The organism is Streptomyces sp. NPDC054866 (assembly GCF_053610745.1).
The window spans coordinates 34,074-52,151 of the sequence record NZ_JBSGZA010000011.1 but is presented as its reverse complement, the minus strand read 5'-3'; the positions used below and the strand labels follow the sequence as shown (position 1 = coordinate 52,151).

Annotated in this window: 16 protein-coding genes and 1 tRNA gene; 10 read left to right on the top strand and 7 right to left on the bottom strand. The window is 71.0% G+C overall.

Annotation, left to right across the window (positions count from 1 at the left end; all coding sequences use genetic code 11):
* Positions 1-46: 46 nt before the first annotated feature.
* A complete protein-coding gene (locus tag ACWGI2_RS38090; RefSeq protein ID WP_453700610.1) occupies positions 47-712 on the top strand; it encodes a molybdopterin-dependent oxidoreductase in 666 nt (221 codons plus the stop codon).
* Positions 684-1,292 carry a cytochrome b/b6 domain-containing protein gene (locus ACWGI2_RS38085; RefSeq protein ID WP_453700440.1) on the top strand — a complete coding sequence of 203 codons (609 nt, stop codon included), beginning with the start codon at positions 684-686 and terminating at the stop codon, positions 1,290-1,292. Before ACWGI2_RS38090 ends, ACWGI2_RS38085 begins: the two co-directional genes overlap by 29 nt.
* Before the next feature lie 128 nt (positions 1,293-1,420).
* Here ACWGI2_RS38085 and ACWGI2_RS38080 read toward each other — a convergent pair whose 3' ends face one another.
* Positions 1,421-2,818, bottom strand: coding sequence for a GntT/GntP/DsdX family permease (locus tag ACWGI2_RS38080; RefSeq protein WP_453700439.1), 1,398 nt, complete (start codon positions 2,816-2,818; stop codon positions 1,421-1,423).
* A 48-nt stretch (positions 2,819-2,866) separates the two neighbouring features.
* Positions 2,867-3,376 (bottom strand): gluconokinase, encoded by a 510-nt coding sequence (locus tag ACWGI2_RS38075; RefSeq protein ID WP_453700438.1) that lies wholly within the window; start codon positions 3,374-3,376, stop codon positions 2,867-2,869.
* 189 nt (positions 3,377-3,565) lie between these two features.
* Between ACWGI2_RS38075 and ACWGI2_RS38070 the strand changes: the two genes are divergently transcribed.
* Positions 3,566-4,267: a FadR/GntR family transcriptional regulator gene (locus tag ACWGI2_RS38070; protein WP_367040271.1), complete on the top strand. Its 702-nt coding sequence runs from the start codon at positions 3,566-3,568 to the stop codon at positions 4,265-4,267.
* Positions 4,268-4,287: 20 nt separating this feature from the next.
* Positions 4,288-4,689: a YchJ family protein gene (locus tag ACWGI2_RS38065; protein WP_160504083.1), complete on the top strand. Its 402-nt coding sequence runs from the start codon at positions 4,288-4,290 to the stop codon at positions 4,687-4,689.
* A gap of 18 nt (positions 4,690-4,707) precedes the next feature.
* Here ACWGI2_RS38065 and ACWGI2_RS38060 read toward each other — a convergent pair whose 3' ends face one another.
* Positions 4,708-5,985: a lipase family protein gene (locus ACWGI2_RS38060; protein ID WP_453700437.1), complete on the bottom strand. Its 1,278-nt coding sequence runs from the start codon at positions 5,983-5,985 to the stop codon at positions 4,708-4,710.
* A 409-nt stretch (positions 5,986-6,394) separates the two neighbouring features.
* Here ACWGI2_RS38060 and ACWGI2_RS38055 point away from each other — a divergent pair, with 409 nt between their 5' ends.
* Positions 6,395-9,271 carry a peroxidase family protein gene (locus tag ACWGI2_RS38055; protein ID WP_453700436.1) on the top strand — a complete coding sequence of 959 codons (2,877 nt, stop codon included), beginning with the start codon at positions 6,395-6,397 and terminating at the stop codon, positions 9,269-9,271.
* A complete protein-coding gene (locus tag ACWGI2_RS38050) occupies positions 9,258-10,661 on the top strand; it encodes a hypothetical protein (protein WP_453700434.1) in 1,404 nt (467 codons plus the stop codon). The genes ACWGI2_RS38055 and ACWGI2_RS38050 overlap by 14 nt, the downstream gene beginning before the upstream one ends.
* Before the next feature lie 61 nt (positions 10,662-10,722).
* Here ACWGI2_RS38050 and ACWGI2_RS38045 read toward each other — a convergent pair.
* Positions 10,723-10,807: transfer RNA gene (locus tag ACWGI2_RS38045), tRNA-Leu, on the bottom strand.
* Between the two features lie 181 nt (positions 10,808-10,988).
* On the opposite strand from ACWGI2_RS38045, the gene ACWGI2_RS38040 reads away from it, so the two are divergent.
* The 3 genes from ACWGI2_RS38040 to ACWGI2_RS38030 all read left to right on the top strand — a co-directional run bounded on the left by ACWGI2_RS38040 (position 10,989) and on the right by ACWGI2_RS38030 (position 13,656).
* A complete protein-coding gene (locus ACWGI2_RS38040) occupies positions 10,989-12,341 on the top strand; it encodes a M20/M25/M40 family metallo-hydrolase (RefSeq protein ID WP_453399365.1) in 1,353 nt (450 codons plus the stop codon).
* A 138-nt stretch (positions 12,342-12,479) separates the two neighbouring features.
* A complete protein-coding gene (gene chpH / locus ACWGI2_RS38035) occupies positions 12,480-12,713 on the top strand; it encodes a chaplin ChpH (RefSeq protein WP_453399366.1) in 234 nt (77 codons plus the stop codon).
* A gap of 139 nt (positions 12,714-12,852) precedes the next feature.
* Positions 12,853-13,656, top strand: a complete 804-nt coding sequence (locus ACWGI2_RS38030) for a chaplin family protein (RefSeq protein WP_453700432.1) — start codon at positions 12,853-12,855, stop codon at positions 13,654-13,656.
* Positions 13,657-13,749: 93 nt separating this feature from the next.
* On the opposite strand, the gene ACWGI2_RS38025 is transcribed toward ACWGI2_RS38030, so the two are convergent.
* The gene (locus ACWGI2_RS38025) at positions 13,750-13,938 is read right to left on the bottom strand and encodes a DUF5703 family protein (protein ID WP_190082655.1); all 189 of its coding nucleotides are present in this window, start codon (positions 13,936-13,938) and stop codon (positions 13,750-13,752) included.
* 47 nt (positions 13,939-13,985) lie between these two features.
* Between ACWGI2_RS38025 and ACWGI2_RS38020 the strand changes: the two genes are divergently transcribed.
* Entirely contained in the window at positions 13,986-14,783 is a 798-nt protein-coding gene (locus ACWGI2_RS38020; protein ID WP_453700430.1) for a hypothetical protein, read from the top strand.
* 22 nt (positions 14,784-14,805) lie between these two features.
* Here the strand turns inward: ACWGI2_RS38020 and ACWGI2_RS38015 are convergent, their stop codons facing one another.
* Together ACWGI2_RS38015 and ACWGI2_RS38010 are read right to left on the bottom strand one after the other, a co-directional pair.
* Positions 14,806-17,034, bottom strand: coding sequence for a helix-hairpin-helix domain-containing protein (locus ACWGI2_RS38015; RefSeq protein WP_453700429.1), 2,229 nt, complete (start codon positions 17,032-17,034; stop codon positions 14,806-14,808).
* Positions 17,031-18,011, bottom strand: a complete 981-nt coding sequence (locus ACWGI2_RS38010; RefSeq protein ID WP_453399370.1) for an aldo/keto reductase — start codon at positions 18,009-18,011, stop codon at positions 17,031-17,033. Before ACWGI2_RS38010 ends, ACWGI2_RS38015 begins: the two co-directional genes overlap by 4 nt.
* Positions 18,012-18,078 lie beyond the last annotated feature (67 nt).

Here is an 18,078-nt window from a genome sequence, read left to right as displayed (position 1 = left end):
GGACGGCGGCTCCGGGACACCGGTCGGCCGCCGCCTGGTCCTCGGCATGCTCGGCCTCGGCGTCGCGGGCGTGGCCGCCGCGCCGCAGCTCCAGCGGGGCCTGGAATCCTTCCTGGGCGCCGCGTCCGACAAGGACCCCACGGGCCTGACGAACCTGCTCCCCAACGGCGGCGGATTCCGCTACTACTCGGTGGCTGCCTCAGTCCCGCACAAGAGCGCGTCGACGTACCGCCTGAAGATCGACGGCCTGGTGGATCGCCCCACGACGTACACACTGGCCGAGCTGCGCGCCCTGCCGCAGACCCGGTTGGTGCGCGACGTCCAGTGCGTGACGGGCTGGCGGGTGCCGGGCACGCCGTTCGAGGGCGTACGCCTCTCCCGCCTGCTGGACGCGGCAGGGGTACGCCCCACCGCCCGGGCCGTCCGCTTCACGTGCTTCGACGGGACGTACAGCGAGAGCCTGACGCTGAAGCAGGCGAGGCGGGCGGACGTCCTGGTGGCGCTGCGCATGCAGGACAAGGACCTGAGCCACAGCCACGGCGGGCCTGCCCGCCTCTACGTCGCCCCCATGTACTTCTACAAGTCGGCGAAGTGGCTCTCCGGGATCACGCTCACGGACGAGGTGGAGCCGGGCTATTGGGAGAAGCGCGGCTACGACGTCGACGCGTGGGTGGGTGATTCGAATGGCAGGGACGACGAGCCCACGGCCTGAAGTGGCGTCGCGGGTAAGGAGGTTCAGCCCAGCACAGCGGTGGGTGCACAGGGCGACGGCACTGCTCATGGGGATCTGCGTCGCGACAGCGGCGTGCCTGTACGTTCCTCAGCTGGCCGAGCTCGTGGGGCGCCGCGCCCTCGTGGTGACCGTCCACGAGTGGTCGGGCCTGCTGCTCCCGGCCCCCTTCCTGGCGGGCCTCGCGTCCCGCGCCTTCCGCGGCGACCTGCGCCTCCTGAACCGCTTCGGCCCGCACGACAAGGCCTGGCTGCGGCGCCGGAACCCGCACCGCCTGGCGGGAAAGTTCAACGCGGGCCAGAAGCTGTACGCGGGCTGGCTCGCCGGAGCGGTTCTGGTGATGCTGGGCACGGGCCTGCTGATGTGGTTCACGGACCTCGCCCCGCTGGCCTGGCGCACGGGAAGCACGTTCGTCCACGACTGGCTGGCCCTGGCGCTCGGTGTGGTGATCGCCGGGCATGTGGGGATGGCGTGGGCGGACCCGGAGGCGCGGAGGGGGATGCGGACCGGGTCGGTGGACCCGGAGTGGGCGGAGCGGGAGCATCCGCTGTGGCGGAAGTGAAGGCGCCGGAGGGGCTGGATTTCCAGCCCGTCCGGCGTTTGAGGACATCTTTTCGGGGGTCCAGGGGGCGGAGCCCCATGGTTTCGGGAAGGGGCGGGATCGGGGAAAAGAACCCGCCCTGACCCCAGCTAAATCACAAGCGACAGCAACAGCACGAACCCACCCGCGACCACGGAGATGATCGTCTCCATCACGGACCACGTCTTGATCGTCTGCCCGACGCTCATCCCGAAGTACTCCTTCACCAGCCAGAACCCCGCGTCGTTCACGTGCGAGAAGAAGAGCGAACCCGCTCCGATGGCCAGCACGAGCAGCGCCGTGTGCGCGTCGGACATGTCCGCGGCCAGCGGTGCCACAAGCCCCGCCGCCGAGATGGTGGCCACCGTCGCCGACCCCGTGGCGAGCCGGATCACCACGGCGATCAGCCACGCCAGCAGCAGCGCCGGGATCGACCAGTCCTTGGAGATGTCCAGGACCATCTCGCCGACACCGGAAGCGATGAGGGTCTGCTTGAAGCCGCCACCCGCACCCACGATCATCAGCACACCGGCGATCGGCGCGAGCGACTTCTCGACGGTGGTCGAAAGCCGGTCCTTGGTGAACCCGGCCGCACGGCCCAGCGTGAACATGCCGACGATGACCGCCGCGAGCAGCGCGATCAGCGGCGAGCCGATGACGTCGAAGACGCGCTGCACCGTGTGCTCGGGGTTGTCCACGATGATGTCGACCAGCGCCTTGGCCAGCATCATCACGACGGGCAGCAGCACGGTCGCGACCGTGACGCCGAACCCGGGACGCTTCTCCAGGTCCTCCGAAGGACGCTGCGGCATCATCTTCTCGGGAGCCGGGACGTCCACCCACTTCGCCGCGTACTTCGAGAAGACGGGCCCGGCGATGATCACCGTGGGGATGGCGACGAGCACGCCGAGGGCCAGCGTGATCCCGAGGTTCGCGTCCACCGCGTCGATCGCGACCAGCGGACCGGGGTGCGGCGGAATGAGACCGTGCATCACGGACAGACCGGCCAGGGCGGGGATGCCGATCCGCATCAGTGAGTAGTTGCCGCGCTTGGCGACCATCAGGACGACCGGGATCAGCAGCACGATGCCGACCTCGAAGAAGAGCGGAAGCCCGATCACCGAGGCGATCAGGACCATCGCCCACGGCATCGAACGCCCGCCCGCCTTGGCGAGGATCGTGTCGACGATCTGGTCCGCGCCGCCGGAGTCGGCGAGCAGCTTGCCGAGGATCGCGCCGAGCGCGATCAGCACACCCACGCCCGCGACCGTCGAGCCGAGACCCTCGGTGAAACTGGCGATCGCCTTGTCGAGCGGGGCGCCCGCGAAGGCGCCGAGGGCGAGCGAGCCGATGGTCAGGGCCAGGAACGCGTGCAGCTTGAACTTCGTGATGAGCAGGACGATGACGGCGATGCCCGCGAGGACGGCGATACCCAGCTGGGAATGGCCAGCGGAGGTGATCGGCTCGGCGGCGTCCGCTGCCAGCATCTCAACGCTGAGACTGGTCACGGTGGCTTCCTTGTACGTCAGGGGAGGGGGGTGCGGGGGACAGGGGAACTACTGGTCGAGCCGGCCGAGCGCCTCGAAGGCCCGCTCGCTGATCTCTTCCGGACTGCCGGTGACGTCGACCGCGACGCCCGCCTCGTCCGCGCCTAGCGGCTGCAGCGTGGCGAACTGCGAGTCGAGCAGGGCCGTCGGCATGAAGTGGCCCTGCCGGTGGGACATCCGGTCCTCGATGAGGGCCCGGTCACCGGTGAGGTGGACGAACACGATGCCGGGGGCGGCGGACCGCAAGCGATCGCGATAGCCGCGCTTCAGCGCCGAGCTGCTGACCACACCGCCGAGCCCGGCCCTGCCGTGGGCCCAGGCACCGATGGCATCGAGCCACGGCCAGCGGTCGTCGTCGGTCAGCGGGGTCCCGGCCGACATCTTGGCGATGTTCGCCGGGGGGTGGAAGTCGTCGCCCTCGGCGTAGGGAACGCCGAGCTGTGCCGCGAGCAGGGGACCGATCGTTGTCTTGCCGGTTCCTGCCACGCCCATGACCACGACGACGTAGGGGGTGCTCATCGCTGTCCTGCCTCGCTGTCTTCTTCGACATCGGTCCGAAACGAGCCATCGGTCCGGAACGAGCCACGGGTCGGGGGAGGCCCGTGGCTCGTTCACGTCACTGAAACCCATTAGGTCTGACAAATTCAAGAGGCTGTGACACAAAAGTCTGACTTTTTGTTCCCGAGGGTCCCCACATACCCTGACGACATGACCGATCAGGCCCGTGGGCTGCACGCTCGCGTACTGGAAAGCCTCGGGCCCGCCATCACCGGCGGCGAGTACCCGCCGGGCAGCGTGTTGCGCACGGACGAGCTGGCCCAGCGCTTCGAGGTGTCACGCTCCGTCGTACGAGAAGCGGTGCGGGTCCTGGAGTCGATGCACCTCGTCGAGTCCCGGCGCCGGGTCGGTGTGACCGTGCGGCCCACCGAGGAGTGGAACGTCTACGACCCCCAGGTCATCCGGTGGCGTCTGGCCGGCGCCGACCGGCCGCGCCAGCTGCGCTCGCTCACGGTCCTGCGCTCGGCGATCGAACCGGCCGCCGCCGGGCTCGCCGCCCAGCACGCCACCCCCGAGCAGTGCGCGGCCCTCACCGAGTGCGCCCTCGGCATGGTCGCCACCTCGCGGGGCCAGCAGCTGGAGGGCTACCTCTTCCACGACATCAACTTCCACCGCATCGTCCTGAACGCGTCGGGCAACGAGATGTTCGCCCGCCTCGGTGACGTCGTCGCGGAGGTCCTCGCGGGCCGCACCCACCACCAGGTGATGTTCGAGGACCCGGACCCGGCGGCCGTCACCCTGCACGTCAGGCTCGCGGAGGCGGTGCGCGAGGGCGACGCCGCGCGGGCGGAGGAGCTCACGCGGGAGATCGCCGTGGGTGCGCTGCACGAGCTGGACATTCTCGCCCCGTAGCGTCGGGGACAATGGTCCGCATGTCCCGACGCGCCCCCAGTACCCCGTCCTGCCCCTGCGGCCACCCCCAGCCGTACGAGAAGTGCTGCGGCAGGCTGCACAAGGGCGAGGCCGTGGCCGCCGTGCCCGAGGAGCTGATGCGCTCCCGCTACTGCGCCTTCGCCGTCAAGGACGAGGCCTACCTCCTGCGCACCTGGCACCCGCGCACCAGGCCGCCGCGCGTGGAGTTCGACCCGGGTCTTCGCTGGGTCGGCCTGGAGATCCTGGACACGGCGGACGGCACCGCGTTCCACACCACAGGCACCGTCGAGTTCCGGGCCCGCTACACCGACGGGGGCCGCAAGGAGGCCCTCCACGAGCGGAGCCGTTTCGAGCGCCTCGACGGAGCCTGGGTGTACGTCGACGGGGCCTTCATCGACTAGCCGCGGCCCGGCGGCCCGTCACCGGATGTCCCCGAACTCGCTCATGACCCCCGGCGGCGCCAGCGCGTTCACGTAGTGCCCCGGCCCGTGGTCCTCGAAGGAGTACGTGAACGGGACGTTCCGCGTCAGCGCGAGCCGGGCCGCGAAGAACGCGAGCGGTGCCACCACCGCGAGCCCCGCGAGACTGTCCATCTGCGGGTAGTGCGGCGCCGGATCCTGCACCTCGGTCCAGCCGTGCGCACGGCCGGGCCCCCGCGCCAGCTCGGCAAGGGCCCGCCCCACCGACTTCGCCCTGCGCCCCGCCATGGCAGGCAGCCGTCCCCCGAGCAGATCGCCCGGCAGGGACAGCGCCTCGATCATCGCGTCGGCCGTGAGCGAGACGGCGCCCTCGACCACGCTCCGCCTGCGCCGGTAGTGGAACTCGCGGCCGAAGGGTGCGTACGGCCCGACCGGACGAGGCGGCAGCGCGGGCACGACATCGCGATCGTAGATGTAGCGGATGAGCCGGTCGCGCAGCACGTGGACGCCCCGCGGATCACAGACCGCGTGGCAGGCGCGGGCCAACTCGGGCCCGCCCAGCATGGGTTGGCCGAAGGTGTAGACGGCCTTCAGGCGTTCCGCGACGGCGGCGTAGCGCGGCTCGTGGATCAGCACGACGCCCATCAGCGCCGCCATCGCACCGCCGAGGCTGTGCCCGGTGATGTAGAGCGCCTCCATCCCGTCGCCCACCGTGCCCTGCTCGTCGGGGTTGACCGACTCGCCGCGCAGCGCACGCTCCAGGGCCTGCATGACCAGGTACCGGGAAGCCCTCATGTTGCGGTAGAAGCCCGCGTGGACGTCGTACCGCTCCCCGCCGAGGTCCACGCGGAGCGTCTCGGGCCGTACGTCGGCGTCGGTGAGGATGCTGATGATGTCCTCGGGCTGCGTGCCGCGGTAGCAGAGGATCACCACCCGCCGGTCCTTGTCCTGGAGGAGGTACGCCGCCGAGGCGATGTACATCGCGCCCACCCGCTGCTCGAAGACCCGGCAGTCGTTCTCCTCCAGGCCGAGCCGCGCCATGATCATGGACAACGTCGCCGCGTCGGCCTCCTCGGCGGACCCGGCGTAGGCGTAGGCCGAACAGGTCGCGAGGGCGTGCGGGACCACGCCGTCCGGATCGGGGTGGGCCTTGGCCTCCACCAGCCGCTCCACCAGGTCGGGATAGACCGGGAAGTCCGGGCCGGGGCCGGTGTCGGTACTGGCCTTGTACGGACGCAGATCGGTGAAGGACGGAGCCTTGGCGTGGTGGTCCCGCATGGTTCCCCCGGAACGGGCGGTGACGGCAACGGAGTTGCGAGCACACCACCGGCCCGATCCGCAGTCAACTCACGCGTGTAAGGGCCCGGCCCACCCGTCACGGACCGGCCATCGGCGCACCTCCGCTCCTGGGGTTGCTGTGAGAGAAGACGCCCGTGGGAATCCCGGACGATCACCCGCGCCGCGCCGCACGGCCGTCCCAGGGCGCCCGACGGGCCCAAACACCGTCGCCCGCCTGCCTGTTCGAGGCCCGGGCGGCGCCCCGCACATAGGCGGGAACCCGCGCTGCGGCCGCCCGGTGCCGCCAGTAGCGTCCTAGGCCCTGTCGTCGGACAGGGCCTCAAGGTCCTGCCGTCGGACAGGGCCGAGCCCACCCGTCCCGTACGCCTGCGTGCGAAGGAAGCTCCTGATGGCCGACAGCGGACAGTACGAGCAGACCTACGAGCGATACGTGGGCGGCAGCCCCGAGGCGGAGCGCCGCCTCTTCGAGCGCCTGGCCCGCGAGATCATGAAAGTCCAGGCGAAGAACCGGCGCACCAGCGGCGCCGGTTCTCTCGCGCGCACCCAGCACGCGAAACCCGCGCTCGGTGTGGAGAACGCCCGCCTCACCTTCCACGAGGACCTGCCCGAGGCCCTGCGCAGCGGCTTCGCCAGGCCTGGCGCCGACTACGCGGCCACCGTGCGGCTCTCCAACGCCAGCGGCACCCGGCAGCCCGACGCCGCGGCTGATCTGCGGGGCGTGGCCGTGCGCGTGACGGTGTCGGACGAGGAGAGCCACGACCTGCTCGCCACCAACTTCCCGGTGTCGCACGCCCGCGACGCCCGCGAGTTCGTCGCCTTCGCCAAGGCCATGGGGGGCGCGAACAGCACGCTGGAGAAGGCCTTCGGCCTGTTCGTGAAGCTCCCGCTGGCCGTCGGGCTCTCCACCGCGACCCGAATGCGGCGCAACATCCAGGCCGCCACCCGGCAAAAGGTCAACAGCCTAGCCAGGGAGACGTACTGGAGCCGCGGTGCCATCCTCTGGGGCGAGGCGGGCCCCGTCCGCTACCTCCTGCGCCCCGTCGTGGGCAGCGCCCCCGAGCCGAAGCCCGAGCGCCGCGACCCCGGCTTCCTGCACCGCGAACTGGCGCACCGCCTCGTCACGTCGGACGTCGCCTTCGACCTGTGCGTCCAGCGGTACGTGGACGAGCAGCGCACGCCCATCGAGGACGGCTCCGTGGAGTGGAAGGACACCGTCGCCCCCGCGGTGCCCGTCGGACGCCTCACCATTCCGCGCCAGGACCTCACCACCGCCGAGGCACAGGCGGCGGCGGGGCGGGTCGAGGAGCTCGCCTTCAACCCCTGGTACACGACCGACGAATTCCGCCCCCTCGGCAATCTCAACCGCGCCCGCAAGGCCGCGTACGAAGCGAGCGCCGCCCACCGTCAGGGCCTGCGCTTCAGCACCCCGGAGCCGCTGCGCAACACGGTGCTCGGCATCCCCATCGGACGGTTCTTCGCCGCGCTGAACCGCTATGTGCCGTGGCACAGGCTGCCGTTGGAGGCGAGCCTGCTCAACCTGGTCTTCCTGCGCAAGGCGCTCCGGCGCCTCAACCTCATCGACACCGACGTCCACGAGGCCCCGCCGAAGGCCGTCCGTGTTCCGGCGCCGGTCGACGAGCGGCTGCGCACGGCCCGGTCGTACGACGGGACGCACAACGACCTCTCCGCGCCCTCCATGGGAGCCGTGGGCGCCGCCTTCGGACGCAACCTGAAGCCGGACTACCGGCCCGACCTCTTCGACACCCCGAACCCGGTCACCGTCAGCCGCCAACTCCTTCAGCGCGACACCTTCGTGCCGGCGACCTCGCTCAACATCCTGGCCGCCGCCTGGATCCAGTTCCAGGTCCACGACTGGGTCAACCACGGCCGCTACCCAGTCGGCACCAAGTCCGTCGAGGTCCCGCTGCCGCCCGGCAGCACCTGGCACAACACCCCCGGCGGGCCTCCCGAGAACGTGATGCGCTTCGCCGAGAACGAAGGCATTCAGCTCCCCGGCAACAAGCCGCCGATCCTCTTCGCCAACACCGCGTCCCACTGGTGGGACGGCTCCGAGGTGTACGGCGCCGACGAGCAGACCGCGAAGTTCCTGCGCGAGCCCGACGGCAGCGCGAACCTCCGCCTGGAGGAAGGCCATCTGCCCATCGGCCAGAACGGCATCCCGCTCACCGGCTTCAACGAGAGCTGGTGGCTCGGCCTCAGCGCCATGCACACGCTCTTCGCCCGCGAACACAACGCGGTCTGCGCGGCCATGCGCCGCGAGTACCCGGCGATGAGCGAGGACAGCATCTATCACGCGGCGCGCCTGGTCGTCTCCGCGCTCATCGCCAAGATCCACACGGTGGAGTGGACCCCGGCGATCCTCGCCACCGAGGCCATCGACCTCGGCCTGCACACCAACTGGGAGGGCCCGCCGAACAATTGGCTCAACAAGCTCGGCCTGTGGCTCCTGGAGTCCCACTCGCTGACCGGCATCCCCAAGACGCTGCCGGACCACCACGCGGCGCCGTACTCCCTCACCGAGGACTTCGTCACCGTCTACCGCATGCACCCGCTGATCCCGGACGACTACGTGATGCGCGAGCACCACTTCGGGCAGCGCCTGGAGAGCCTGACCTTCCAGGACATCCAGGGCGGCGCGGCGGAGGCCGCGATCCGCAAGACGGGCCTGGCCGACACCCTCTACTCGTTCGGCATCGCCCACCCCGGCGCGATCACCTTGAACAACTTCCCGCGCGCGCTCCAGCGCTTCGAGCGCGACGGCGAGATCATCGACCTGTCGGTCGTCGACCTGGTCCGCACCCGCAGGCGGGGCGTGCCGCGCTACAACGACTTCCGCGTGGGCCTGCACAAGCCGCGCATCCGCCGCTTCGAGGACCTGAGCCAGGACCCCGAGACCGTCGCGCGCCTCAAGGACGTCTACAGCTCGGTCGACGAGATCGACACCGTGGTCGGCCTGTTCGCCGAGAACCCGCCGACCGGCTTCGGCTTCAGCGACACGGCCTTCCGCATCTTCATCCTGATGGCGACGCGGCGCCTGCAGAGCGACCGCTTCCTGACCGTCGACTACCGCCCCGAGATCTACACACCGCTCGGCATCGAATGGGTCGAGAAGAGCGGCATGAAGTCCGTGATCCAGCGGCACGCCCCGGAACTCGCCGGGCTGCTGCCCCGCGACGCGAGCGCGTTCGCGCCGTGGCGGCAGGTCAAGCCGGTTCGGGACGGAGCCGGCGATGCCTCCGACTGAGCCCGGGCCCGAAAGCCGGGCGAACGGCCACCACCCCGGGCTCGCCGACCTCTTCGTACGCCCCCTCCTGGAGACGGTCTGGCGCCGCCGCACCCACCGGGTGAGCCGCGGCGCCACCGTCCCCGCGGGATCGATGAGTTACGTCTCCAAGGACCCTCCGCAGCCGCTGACGGAGCTGGAGGAGGCGGTCCTGATCGCCCTCACCGGCTGCACGGGTCTCACCATGCCCGACCGCCCCTTCGAGGACCCGCGGAACGGCAAGCCGATCATGGCGAAGCCGAACCTGACCATGGCGGGGCGCACGGCGGGCAGCCCCGACAACGCGCAGGGCACGCACTTCTTCCTGATCAACGACACCGGCACGTACTACCTGAGGAAGCTGCCGCCCGCGCCGGAGGAACCCTTCGACGACGCGACCCTGACCGCCCGCGCACGGGAGGCCAAGGTCAAGGTCCTCGACCACCGACTGGACGTGGCGGAGGGCCTGCGGGACTTCCCGGCCTACCTGGACTCGAACCGCTTCCTGTCCAACCTGCCGGGCACGACGATCCTGTTCCCCGTGGTGGACCTGTCCCACCAGTACATCAACGCCCTGATGTACCTGCTCACGCAGCCGGACGGGGCACGGCCCACGCTGGTGGACGACCGGAACTTCTACCGCCCGGCAGGCGTCAAGAAGTGGATCAAGAACGGTTTCCTGAACGAGAAACTGAAACTGCCGCTCGGGGCACTGGGCCCGCTGCGCACCCAGATCGAGGCGGACCTGCTGCTCCAGAACCTGATGCTGGTGGCGGACGCGATGGGCCTCGGCGCCTGGATCCACGCCTCCATCAACCCCCAGATCGCCCTGGGAGACCCGAAGTTCTCCCGCGCCTACGGCAAGATGCTCGGCTTCACCTTCGTCACCCCGCGCTGGCGCCCCGCCGACGTGTGGCGCTGGCACATCCCGCTCCCCAAGTACGCCAACGTGCGCTCGCACCCGGTGGGCCTGAAGGCACCCGGCGGCGAGCAGCTGATCTCCGCGATGTGCCCGCCCGCCTTCGCGTCGATGTCCGACGCGGTGGACTCGGTGATCCGCGAGAAGTTCGGCCCCGGCGGCGTCTACGGCGACAAGGACGTCTTCACCCGCATCTACCGGGAGGACTACGGCCAGCGCTACCTCGCCGAGGCGAGCGAGTACGAGGAGCGGGTGATCGAGTGCGCCCGCGACATCTGCACGTACATCCTCCGCACGCACCGCCGCTTCCCCGCCCACACGGACGCGATCCACGTGCCCGGAGTCTGGCTGCAGGCCCACCACGTGGAGAACGAGTACTACGACAAGTACTTCACCCAGGGCCTCACCCCGGCGCATCGGCGCCACGGGGGCCTCTGGGACGGCCAGGGGTGAACCCGGCCAAAACGAAGAGCGGGCCAGGATTCCCTGGCCCGCTCTTCGCGGTGTTTCTCTGTGTCCGAGGGGGGACTTGAACCCCCACGCCCGATAAAGGGCACTAGCACCTCAAGCTAGCGCGTCTGCCATTCCGCCACCCGGACCGGTGGTCTGTCGCGGTTTCCCGCGGCGACGTGGAAAACCATAGCAAACATTCGGGGGCCTCTGATCACACAGGTCAGGCACGTGAACGGCGTATGTCGGCGGGTGCCCGGCCTTGGGCGTCGGAGGGTGGACGCGGGAGGATGAAGAGGACCACCAGCAGCGATAGCGGGAGGAACCATCGTGAGCGAGCCGAGCAGGGCCGACAGGGCGGGCGACGCGGACCGGCCGCGGGCCGTCACCGGCGAGGACGAGGTCGTCGATCTCTGCCGCGATCTGATCCGCATCGACACGAGCAACTACGGCGATCACTCGGGCCCGGGGGAGCGCAAGGCCGCCGAGTACGTCGCGGAGAAGCTCGCCGAGGTGGGACTGGAGCCCCAGATCTTCGAGTCGCACCCCGGCCGCGCCTCCACGGTGGCCCGCATCGAGGGCGAGGACCGCTCCCGGCCCGCGCTGCTCATCCACGGCCACACCGACGTCGTACCGGCGAACGCCCAGGACTGGAAGCACCACCCCTTCTCCGGGGAGATCGCGGACGGCTGCGTGTGGGGCCGCGGCGCCGTCGACATGAAGGACATGGACGCGATGACCCTCGCGGTCGTCCGGGAACGCATGCGCACCGGCCGCAAGCCCCCGCGCGACATCGTGCTGTCCTTCATGGCCGACGAGGAGGCCGGCGGCACGTACGGCGCGCGCTACCTCGTCGACAACCACCCGGAGCTCTTCGAGGGCGTCACGGAGGCCATCAGCGAGGTCGGCGGCTTCTCCTACCAGGTCAACGAGGACCTGCGGCTCTACCTCATCGAGACGGCCCAGAAGGGCATGCACTGGATGAAGCTGACCGTGGACGGCACCGCGGGCCACGGTTCGATGATCCACAAGGACAATGCCATCACCGAACTGTCCGAGGCAGTGGGCCGGTTGGGGCGGCACAAGTTCCCGGTGCGGGTGACCAAGACGCTGCGGCACTTCCTGGACGAGCTCGGCGACGCGCTCGGCACCGAGCTCGACCCCGAGAACATGGACGAGACGCTCGCCAAGCTCGGCGGCATCGCCAAGCTCATCGGCGCCTCGCTCAAGAACACCGCCAACCCCACCCAGCTGGGCGCGGGCTACAAGGTCAACGTCATTCCCGGTCAGGCGACCGCGCACGTCGACGGCCGCTTCCTGCCTGGGTACGAGGACGAGTTCCTCGCCGACCTGGACCGGCTCCTCGGCCCGAACGTCAAGCGGACGGACGTGCACGCGGACAAGGCCCTGGAGACCACCTTCGACGGCGCGCTCGTCGACGCCATGCAGACGGCGCTCCAGGCCGAGGACCCGATCGCCCGCGCCGTGCCGTACATGCTCTCCGCCGGCACCGACGCCAAGTCCTTCGACGACCTCGGCATCCGCGGCTTCGGCTTCGCGCCGCTGAAGCTGCCGCCGGAGCTGGACTTCGCGGGCATGTTCCACGGTGTGGACGAGCGGGTGCCGGTGGACGGCCTGAAGTTCGGTGTACGCGTGCTCGACCGGTTCATCGACGCGTCCTGAACGCTTCAATAATCGTCAGCGCGTGCGTACTTGACTGAAAAGAGTGAAAGCGACCATACGCTCGTAGCCCCAATACGTCCTCCTCGTTACAGGTGGTGCGGTCCGCGGCTGGGATCGCATTGCCAACAAGGAGGAATAATGATCAAGAAGATCGTCGCTGCTGCGGCTGCTACTGGTGGTCTCGTGCTCGCGGGTGCGGGTATCGCCGCTGCCGACGCCGGTGCTCAGGGTGCCGCCGTGAAGTCCCCCGGCGTGCTCTCGGGCAATGTCGTGCAGGCGCCGGTCCACGTGCCGGTGAACGTCTGTGGCAACACGGTCTCCGTGATCGGGCTGCTGAACCCCGCCTTCGGCAACACCTGCGTCAACAAGTGACGTTGCAGTGCCTCACCCCATGAGGGTCTGAGTCCCTGGGCCCCGGAGTGCACGCCATGCACTCCGGGGCCTTCGGGCATTCCGTGTGCGCGCCCCGAGGCGCGTACGCATTCCTGAAGGTCGAAGGCAGGGAATACCTATGCGACAGGTCACTCGTAAAGGCCTGATCACGGTGGCGGCCGCGACGGGCGTGCTCGCCATCAGCGGTGGATACGCGCAAGCCGACTCGGGCGCCCGCGGGGGCGCATCGGACTCTCCGGGCGTGCTGTCCGGCAACTCGGTCCAGCTCCCGGTCGACGCGCCGGTGAACGTCTGCGGCAACAGCGTCAACGTCGTCGGGGTGCTCAACCCCGCGGCGGGCAACAACTGCGTCAACACCTCCGACGACGGCGGCAGCGGCTCGGACAAGCCCTCGGGAGGCGGGTCGTCGGCGGACGGGCACACCAGTGACTCGCCCGGCGTCGGCTCGGGCAACAACGTCCAGCTCCCAGTCGACGTGCCGGTGAACGTCTGCGGCAACAGCGTCACCATCGGCGGTCTCGGCAACGCGACCGGCGGCAACGACTGCGTCAACGACTCGGGCGAGGGAACTCCGCCGGGCAGCGGGAAGCCGCCCACGAAGCCGGAGCAGCCGCCGGGCGGCCCGGAGAAGCCGGAGACGCCGGAGAAGCCCGGCGGGCCGGGGGAGCCGGAACAGCCGGGGAAGCCGGGAGAGCCGGGGAAGCCGGGAGAGCCGGGGAAGCCTGGTACGCCGGGTGGCAAGCCGGGGGACGACCGGGCGATGCCGAACCAGCCGGGGGCGCAGAGCATCGCGCAGCCCGAGGGTTCGGAGACGCTCGCTCAGACGGGCAGCGAGCTGCCGGTCGGTGTCGTGCTGCCGGTGGGCGCGGGCATGCTGCTCGCGGGCACGGTGCTGTACCGCAGGACGCGGTCGGCCGCCTGATCAGGATCAGGCTGCTGGTCGGCGCCTGATCCGGTACGGAGAACGGAGGGTGTCCCGCATGGTCGGGGCGCCCTCCCTTCTCGTTCTCTCACATCACCAAGTGGCCCGCAGCTGGCGGATGATCCGCCGCTTCAGCCGCACTCTGCGGCTGCCGTCGGCGTGCAGGCTCAGGCGGTCCAACTCCCAGTGTCCGTACTCTGCGTGGTCCGTCAGCAGGCGCGTTGCTTCCTTGCGGGTGACCCCGCGCGGCACATACACGTCGACAAATTCGTATTCCGGCATCGCATCTATTGTGCAAGTACAGGCCCGGTACGGATAGCGTCTGCACTATGTCTGATGCTGCGCAGCCCACCGCTGCCGAGGTACGCGCCGCCGCCGAGGCGGTCAAGACCGCGCTCGACCGTCACCTTGCCGCGGTCGAACGCAGGTCGGGGGAGGACGACCCGGCCGTCTACGAAGCGTTCAACGAGCTCGCCGCCGCGGCCGAGGAGTACGACGAGCTCCTCTACGACCGCTATGACGAGGTCACCCCCTTCGAGATCCCCGGCTCGGACAGCGGCGTGCTGCCGCCGTACCAGGGCCCGGAGGAGGCGAACGCGCTCAGCGTGCTGATCCGCAGGGACTATGCCGTGGCGGAGCCGCAGCGGCTCCTGGCGCAGGCCCAGCGGGTCGCGGACCTCGACGCGGGCACGGCGGGCGAGAGTCCCGCGGCCGCGGCGGCCGGCAGCAGCGTGCACGCCGCGCTCGGCGTCCTCTTCGGTGAGTTCGAACCGGACGAGATCGCCTCCCGGCACAAGGAGTTCGGCCTGGAGGAGGGCGACTCCACGCTCTGGGTCACCGCGGCGGACGAACCCGCCGAGCCGGGGGAGTGGCTCGACACCCCCTTCGACCAGGCGGACCCGCACCGAGTCGTGTGCCGGTTCGACGTCAGCGCGGTCTTCGACGACGAGCCGGACGACGACGGGATCGACGCCGACGCCGACGTCCATCTCCGCGTCGATCCCGACGCCGTGGCGGTCCTTGAGGAACTCGACGAGATCGACGACGCCGACGAAACCGACGACGACGTTGAGGTGGACGACGTCGACGAGGTGGACGTCAGAAGCCCCCTGGACGCGGATCGCTGACCCCTCAGGGCCCCGCCCCGGCTCAGGCCGTGGCGGGGACCTGCGGGCGCAGGAGGGTCTGGAGGCGGGTCGTACGGGCCTTCGCGGGGATCTCCGCCACCGCGCGCGGCAGCGCCTGCTCAGCGCCCTGGACCACCGAGAGGTGCCGCTCACCGCGGCTGAACGCGGTGTAGACCCAAGGCCTGCTCAAGGCCGCGGTCGCGTCACCGGGCAGCACCACGACCGCCGCGGGCCAGCTCAGGCCCACGGCCTGGTGCGCGGTGAGGGCCCACGCGTGCCGCACCGTCTGCTCCACCTGCTCCTTCGGTACGACGACGGGGGCGCCGTCACACTCCAGATGCAGCCCCTCCGCGTCGGCCCGCAGGACGCGGCCCACAGTCGTACGCCCCGGCGCAGGGACGTGGGCGACGCGGTCGCCGGGGTCGAAGCCGCCGAACCGGCCGGGGCCGGGGTTCAGCCGCTCCTTGAGCGCGGTGTTCAACGCGCGTGTGCCCGCCGCTCCGCCGTGCCCCGGAGTGATCACCTGGGTGTCCTCCGTGGGCACCCCGATCGCGCGCGGCACCGAGTCCGCCACGAGCTGCACCGTGCGGTGGACCGCCTCGCCCGCGTCGCGCACGGGGACGATCACGACTTCCTTGCCCGGCGCCTCGACTTGGTTCAGCTCGCCGATGCCGATGCCGGAGACCAGTTCCCCGATGGGCCCGGGGTCAGGGACACGCGAGACGACCTGGGGGCAGCAGCGTGCCGCGAGGAGATCCGCGAAGACGCGGCCGGGGCCCGCCGACCACAGCACCCCCGGGTCGCCGCTCAGCACCAGACGGGCGCCGTCGGGCAGGGACTCCACCAGCATCGCGGCGGTCTCCACGTCCAGTTGCGGCGCGTCCAGGACCACCAGGAGGTCTAGGGCGAGCGCTCCGTCCCTGTCCCGCCCCGGGCCTTCGGCCCCGGAGAGCAGCCCCGCCACGGTCGCGGCGCCCGTCTCGTCCGAACCGATGAGCCCGGCGACGCGACCGCGCCCCCCGGCGCTGTGCGTGGCCGCCCACGCCCGCAGGCCGAGACCCGCGGCGGCCCTCACCAGCGCGGCGGGCTCGGCGCGTGCCGCCTCGCCGCCGGTGTGCAGGACGAGCCCGTGACCGGCCACCGCGCGGATCAGCTCGGCGGTGGAACCGGACGCCTCGCCCGCCGCGGACTCCCAGTCGGCGGCCTGCGGGCCCGAACTCTCCTCCTTGGGCAGGGAGTTGATCACGCGGGCGAGCCCGTCGGCGAGGCTCTCCTCCGCGAGGGCGTACTGCTCCAGGCCGACCAGGACGCGGACCGGCTGCTCGGTCTCCTCACCCTCGCCGTCGCCCTCTTCCTGTACGGGTGCCGGGGCCCCCGGCGTCTCGATGGCGTCCTGGAAGACCAGGATGTCGCCCTCCGCGATGGCGCTCTGCACCGCCGCGTCCGGATCGGGCACGGCGCGCTGGCCGAGCGCCGCGGTGAGCGCCGCCGCGTCCAGGGCCGTGTGTCCCGCGACGGCCGCCTGCTCCAGGAGCCAGGCGGTGATCGCGCGCCCCCTGCGCTCGTCGTCGGGCCCGCACTCCGCGCCGAGCAGCGCCCGCGCGAATCCGTCGGCCTGCTCCGTGCGCACGCCGCCGACCCGCAGCAACTGCCAGGGGTCCTCGCGCAGTTGGGCATCGGCGCCCTCGCCGAGCACTGCCGCCGTCCGCGCGGCGAGGGTGGCGGGTGCCCCTCCGTCGGCGAGGACGGCACGGACCGCTTCCACGGCTTCGTCGCCGGGTCCCGAGGCGGCCGCCGCGACGGGCTGAGGCCGCCGCACGGGCTCCGGCGCGGCCTTGCGGGGCGTGGGTTCGGGCTCGCTGAAGGCGCTGGCGACCGGCTTCTCTCCGCTCTCCACCGCGCGCACGGCGGCCAGCAGATCGGCGGCCTTGCCGCTGAGCTTGGCCCCGGCGTCGACCGGCCCCTGCTTGGCGGCCTTCCGCTCGGCGATCCGCTCCTGGAGCTCCCGCTGGGCGGCGATCTCCGCCTCGGTCTCGGAGAGTTCCTTGCTCTCCGCGGTGGCTTCGCCCTCGGCGGCGGCGTCGCTTTCGGCGGCGTCCTCAGGCCCGGCGGAGCCGCCCGCTTCGGCCGCCTCGTCGGTGCCGGCGGTGTCGGCCGCGCCCTCGGGCTCAGGGGCGCCCGCCCCGTTCGCCTCCGCGGCAGCGGCCCCCTCCGCTTCCTGCGCGGCAGCGGTTTCCGGCTCCGTACTCACAGCGTGCTCCAGTCCTGATCGGGGTAGCGGTGCACGGGCGCCGACACGTCGTCGAGCGCCTGGCAGATCTCGTCAGGAAGACTAAGGGTCTCCACTGACAATGCGGCCGTGAGCTGCTGCGCGTTGCGCGCGCCGACGATCGGCGCGGTCACTCCGGGGCGGTCGCGCACCCAGGCGAGGGCTACTTGGAGGGGCGTGGCCGCGAGGCCGTCCGCAGCCGTGGCGAGCGCGTCGACGATGCGGCCCGCGGCGTCGTCGAGATAGGGCGCGACGAACGGCGCGAAGTGCTCGGAGCCGCCGCGCGAGTCGGCCGGGGTGGAGTGGCGGTACTTCCCGGTGAGCACCCCGCGGCCGAGCGGCGACGAGGGCAGCAGGCCCACGCCGAGGTCCATCGCGGCGGGCAGCAGCTCCCGCTCGACGCCGCGTTGCAGCAGGGAGTACTCCATCTGCGTACTGGCCAGGCGGGTCCGTGTCCCCGGGGCGGCGAGCTGCCACGTCGCGGCCTTGGCGAGCTGCCAGCCGGAGAAGTTCGAGATGCCCGCATAGCGTGCCCGGCCGCTGCTGACGGCTATGTCCAGGGCCTGGAGCGTCTCGTCCAGGGGCGTGCAGGGGTCGAAGGCGTGCAGCTGCCACAGGTCCACGTAATCCGTACCGAGGCGGGCCAGGGACGCGTCGAGCGCCGAGAGGAGGTGGCCCCGTGAGCCGTCGAAGCGGCGGTCGGGGTCGGGCACGCTGCCGGCCTTGGTCGCGATGACCAGGTCGCGGCGCGGCACGAGCCGTTCTATGAGGCGGCCGAGCAGATACTCGGCCTCCCCGTCGCCGTACACATCAGCCGTGTCGATGAGGCTGCCGCCGGCTTCCCAGAACACCTTCAGCAGATCGGCGGCGTCGCTCTCCTGGGTGTGCCCCCAGGTGAGGGTGCCGAGTCCGATCCGGGACACGCGAAGGCCGGTACGGCCGAGATGCCTCTGCTCCATGGGCGCTGAGATTACTGGCCGTGCTCCAGCGGCGTGAGGGGCTGTGGACAAACCCGTGCCTGTGGAA

Excerpts from the sequence above, each read along its gene's own strand:
- ACWGI2_RS38090 (WP_453700610.1), top strand. The coding sequence starts at position 47 with ATGCTCGGCCTCGGCGTCGCGGGCGTGGCCGCCGCGCCGCAGCTCCAG.
- ACWGI2_RS38085 (WP_453700440.1), top strand. The coding sequence starts at position 684 with ATGGCAGGGACGACGAGCCCACGGCCTGAAGTGGCGTCGCGGGTAAGG.
- ACWGI2_RS38075 (WP_453700438.1), bottom strand. The coding sequence starts at position 3,376 with ATGAGCACCCCCTACGTCGTCGTGGTCATGGGCGTGGCAGGAACCGGC.
- ACWGI2_RS38070 (WP_367040271.1), top strand. The coding sequence starts at position 3,566 with ATGACCGATCAGGCCCGTGGGCTGCACGCTCGCGTACTGGAAAGCCTC.
- ACWGI2_RS38065 (WP_160504083.1), top strand. The coding sequence starts at position 4,288 with ATGTCCCGACGCGCCCCCAGTACCCCGTCCTGCCCCTGCGGCCACCCC.
- ACWGI2_RS38060 (WP_453700437.1), bottom strand. The coding sequence starts at position 5,985 with ATGCGGGACCACCACGCCAAGGCTCCGTCCTTCACCGATCTGCGTCCG.
- ACWGI2_RS38055 (WP_453700436.1), top strand. The coding sequence starts at position 6,395 with ATGGCCGACAGCGGACAGTACGAGCAGACCTACGAGCGATACGTGGGC.
- ACWGI2_RS38050 (WP_453700434.1), top strand. The coding sequence starts at position 9,258 with ATGCCTCCGACTGAGCCCGGGCCCGAAAGCCGGGCGAACGGCCACCAC.
- chpH (WP_453399366.1), top strand. The coding sequence starts at position 12,480 with ATGATCAAGAAGATCGTCGCTGCTGCGGCTGCTACTGGTGGTCTCGTG.
- ACWGI2_RS38030 (WP_453700432.1), top strand. The coding sequence starts at position 12,853 with ATGCGACAGGTCACTCGTAAAGGCCTGATCACGGTGGCGGCCGCGACG.
- ACWGI2_RS38025 (WP_190082655.1), bottom strand. The coding sequence starts at position 13,938 with ATGCCGGAATACGAATTTGTCGACGTGTATGTGCCGCGCGGGGTCACC.
- ACWGI2_RS38020 (WP_453700430.1), top strand. The coding sequence starts at position 13,986 with ATGTCTGATGCTGCGCAGCCCACCGCTGCCGAGGTACGCGCCGCCGCC.
- ACWGI2_RS38010 (WP_453399370.1), bottom strand. The coding sequence starts at position 18,011 with ATGGAGCAGAGGCATCTCGGCCGTACCGGCCTTCGCGTGTCCCGGATC.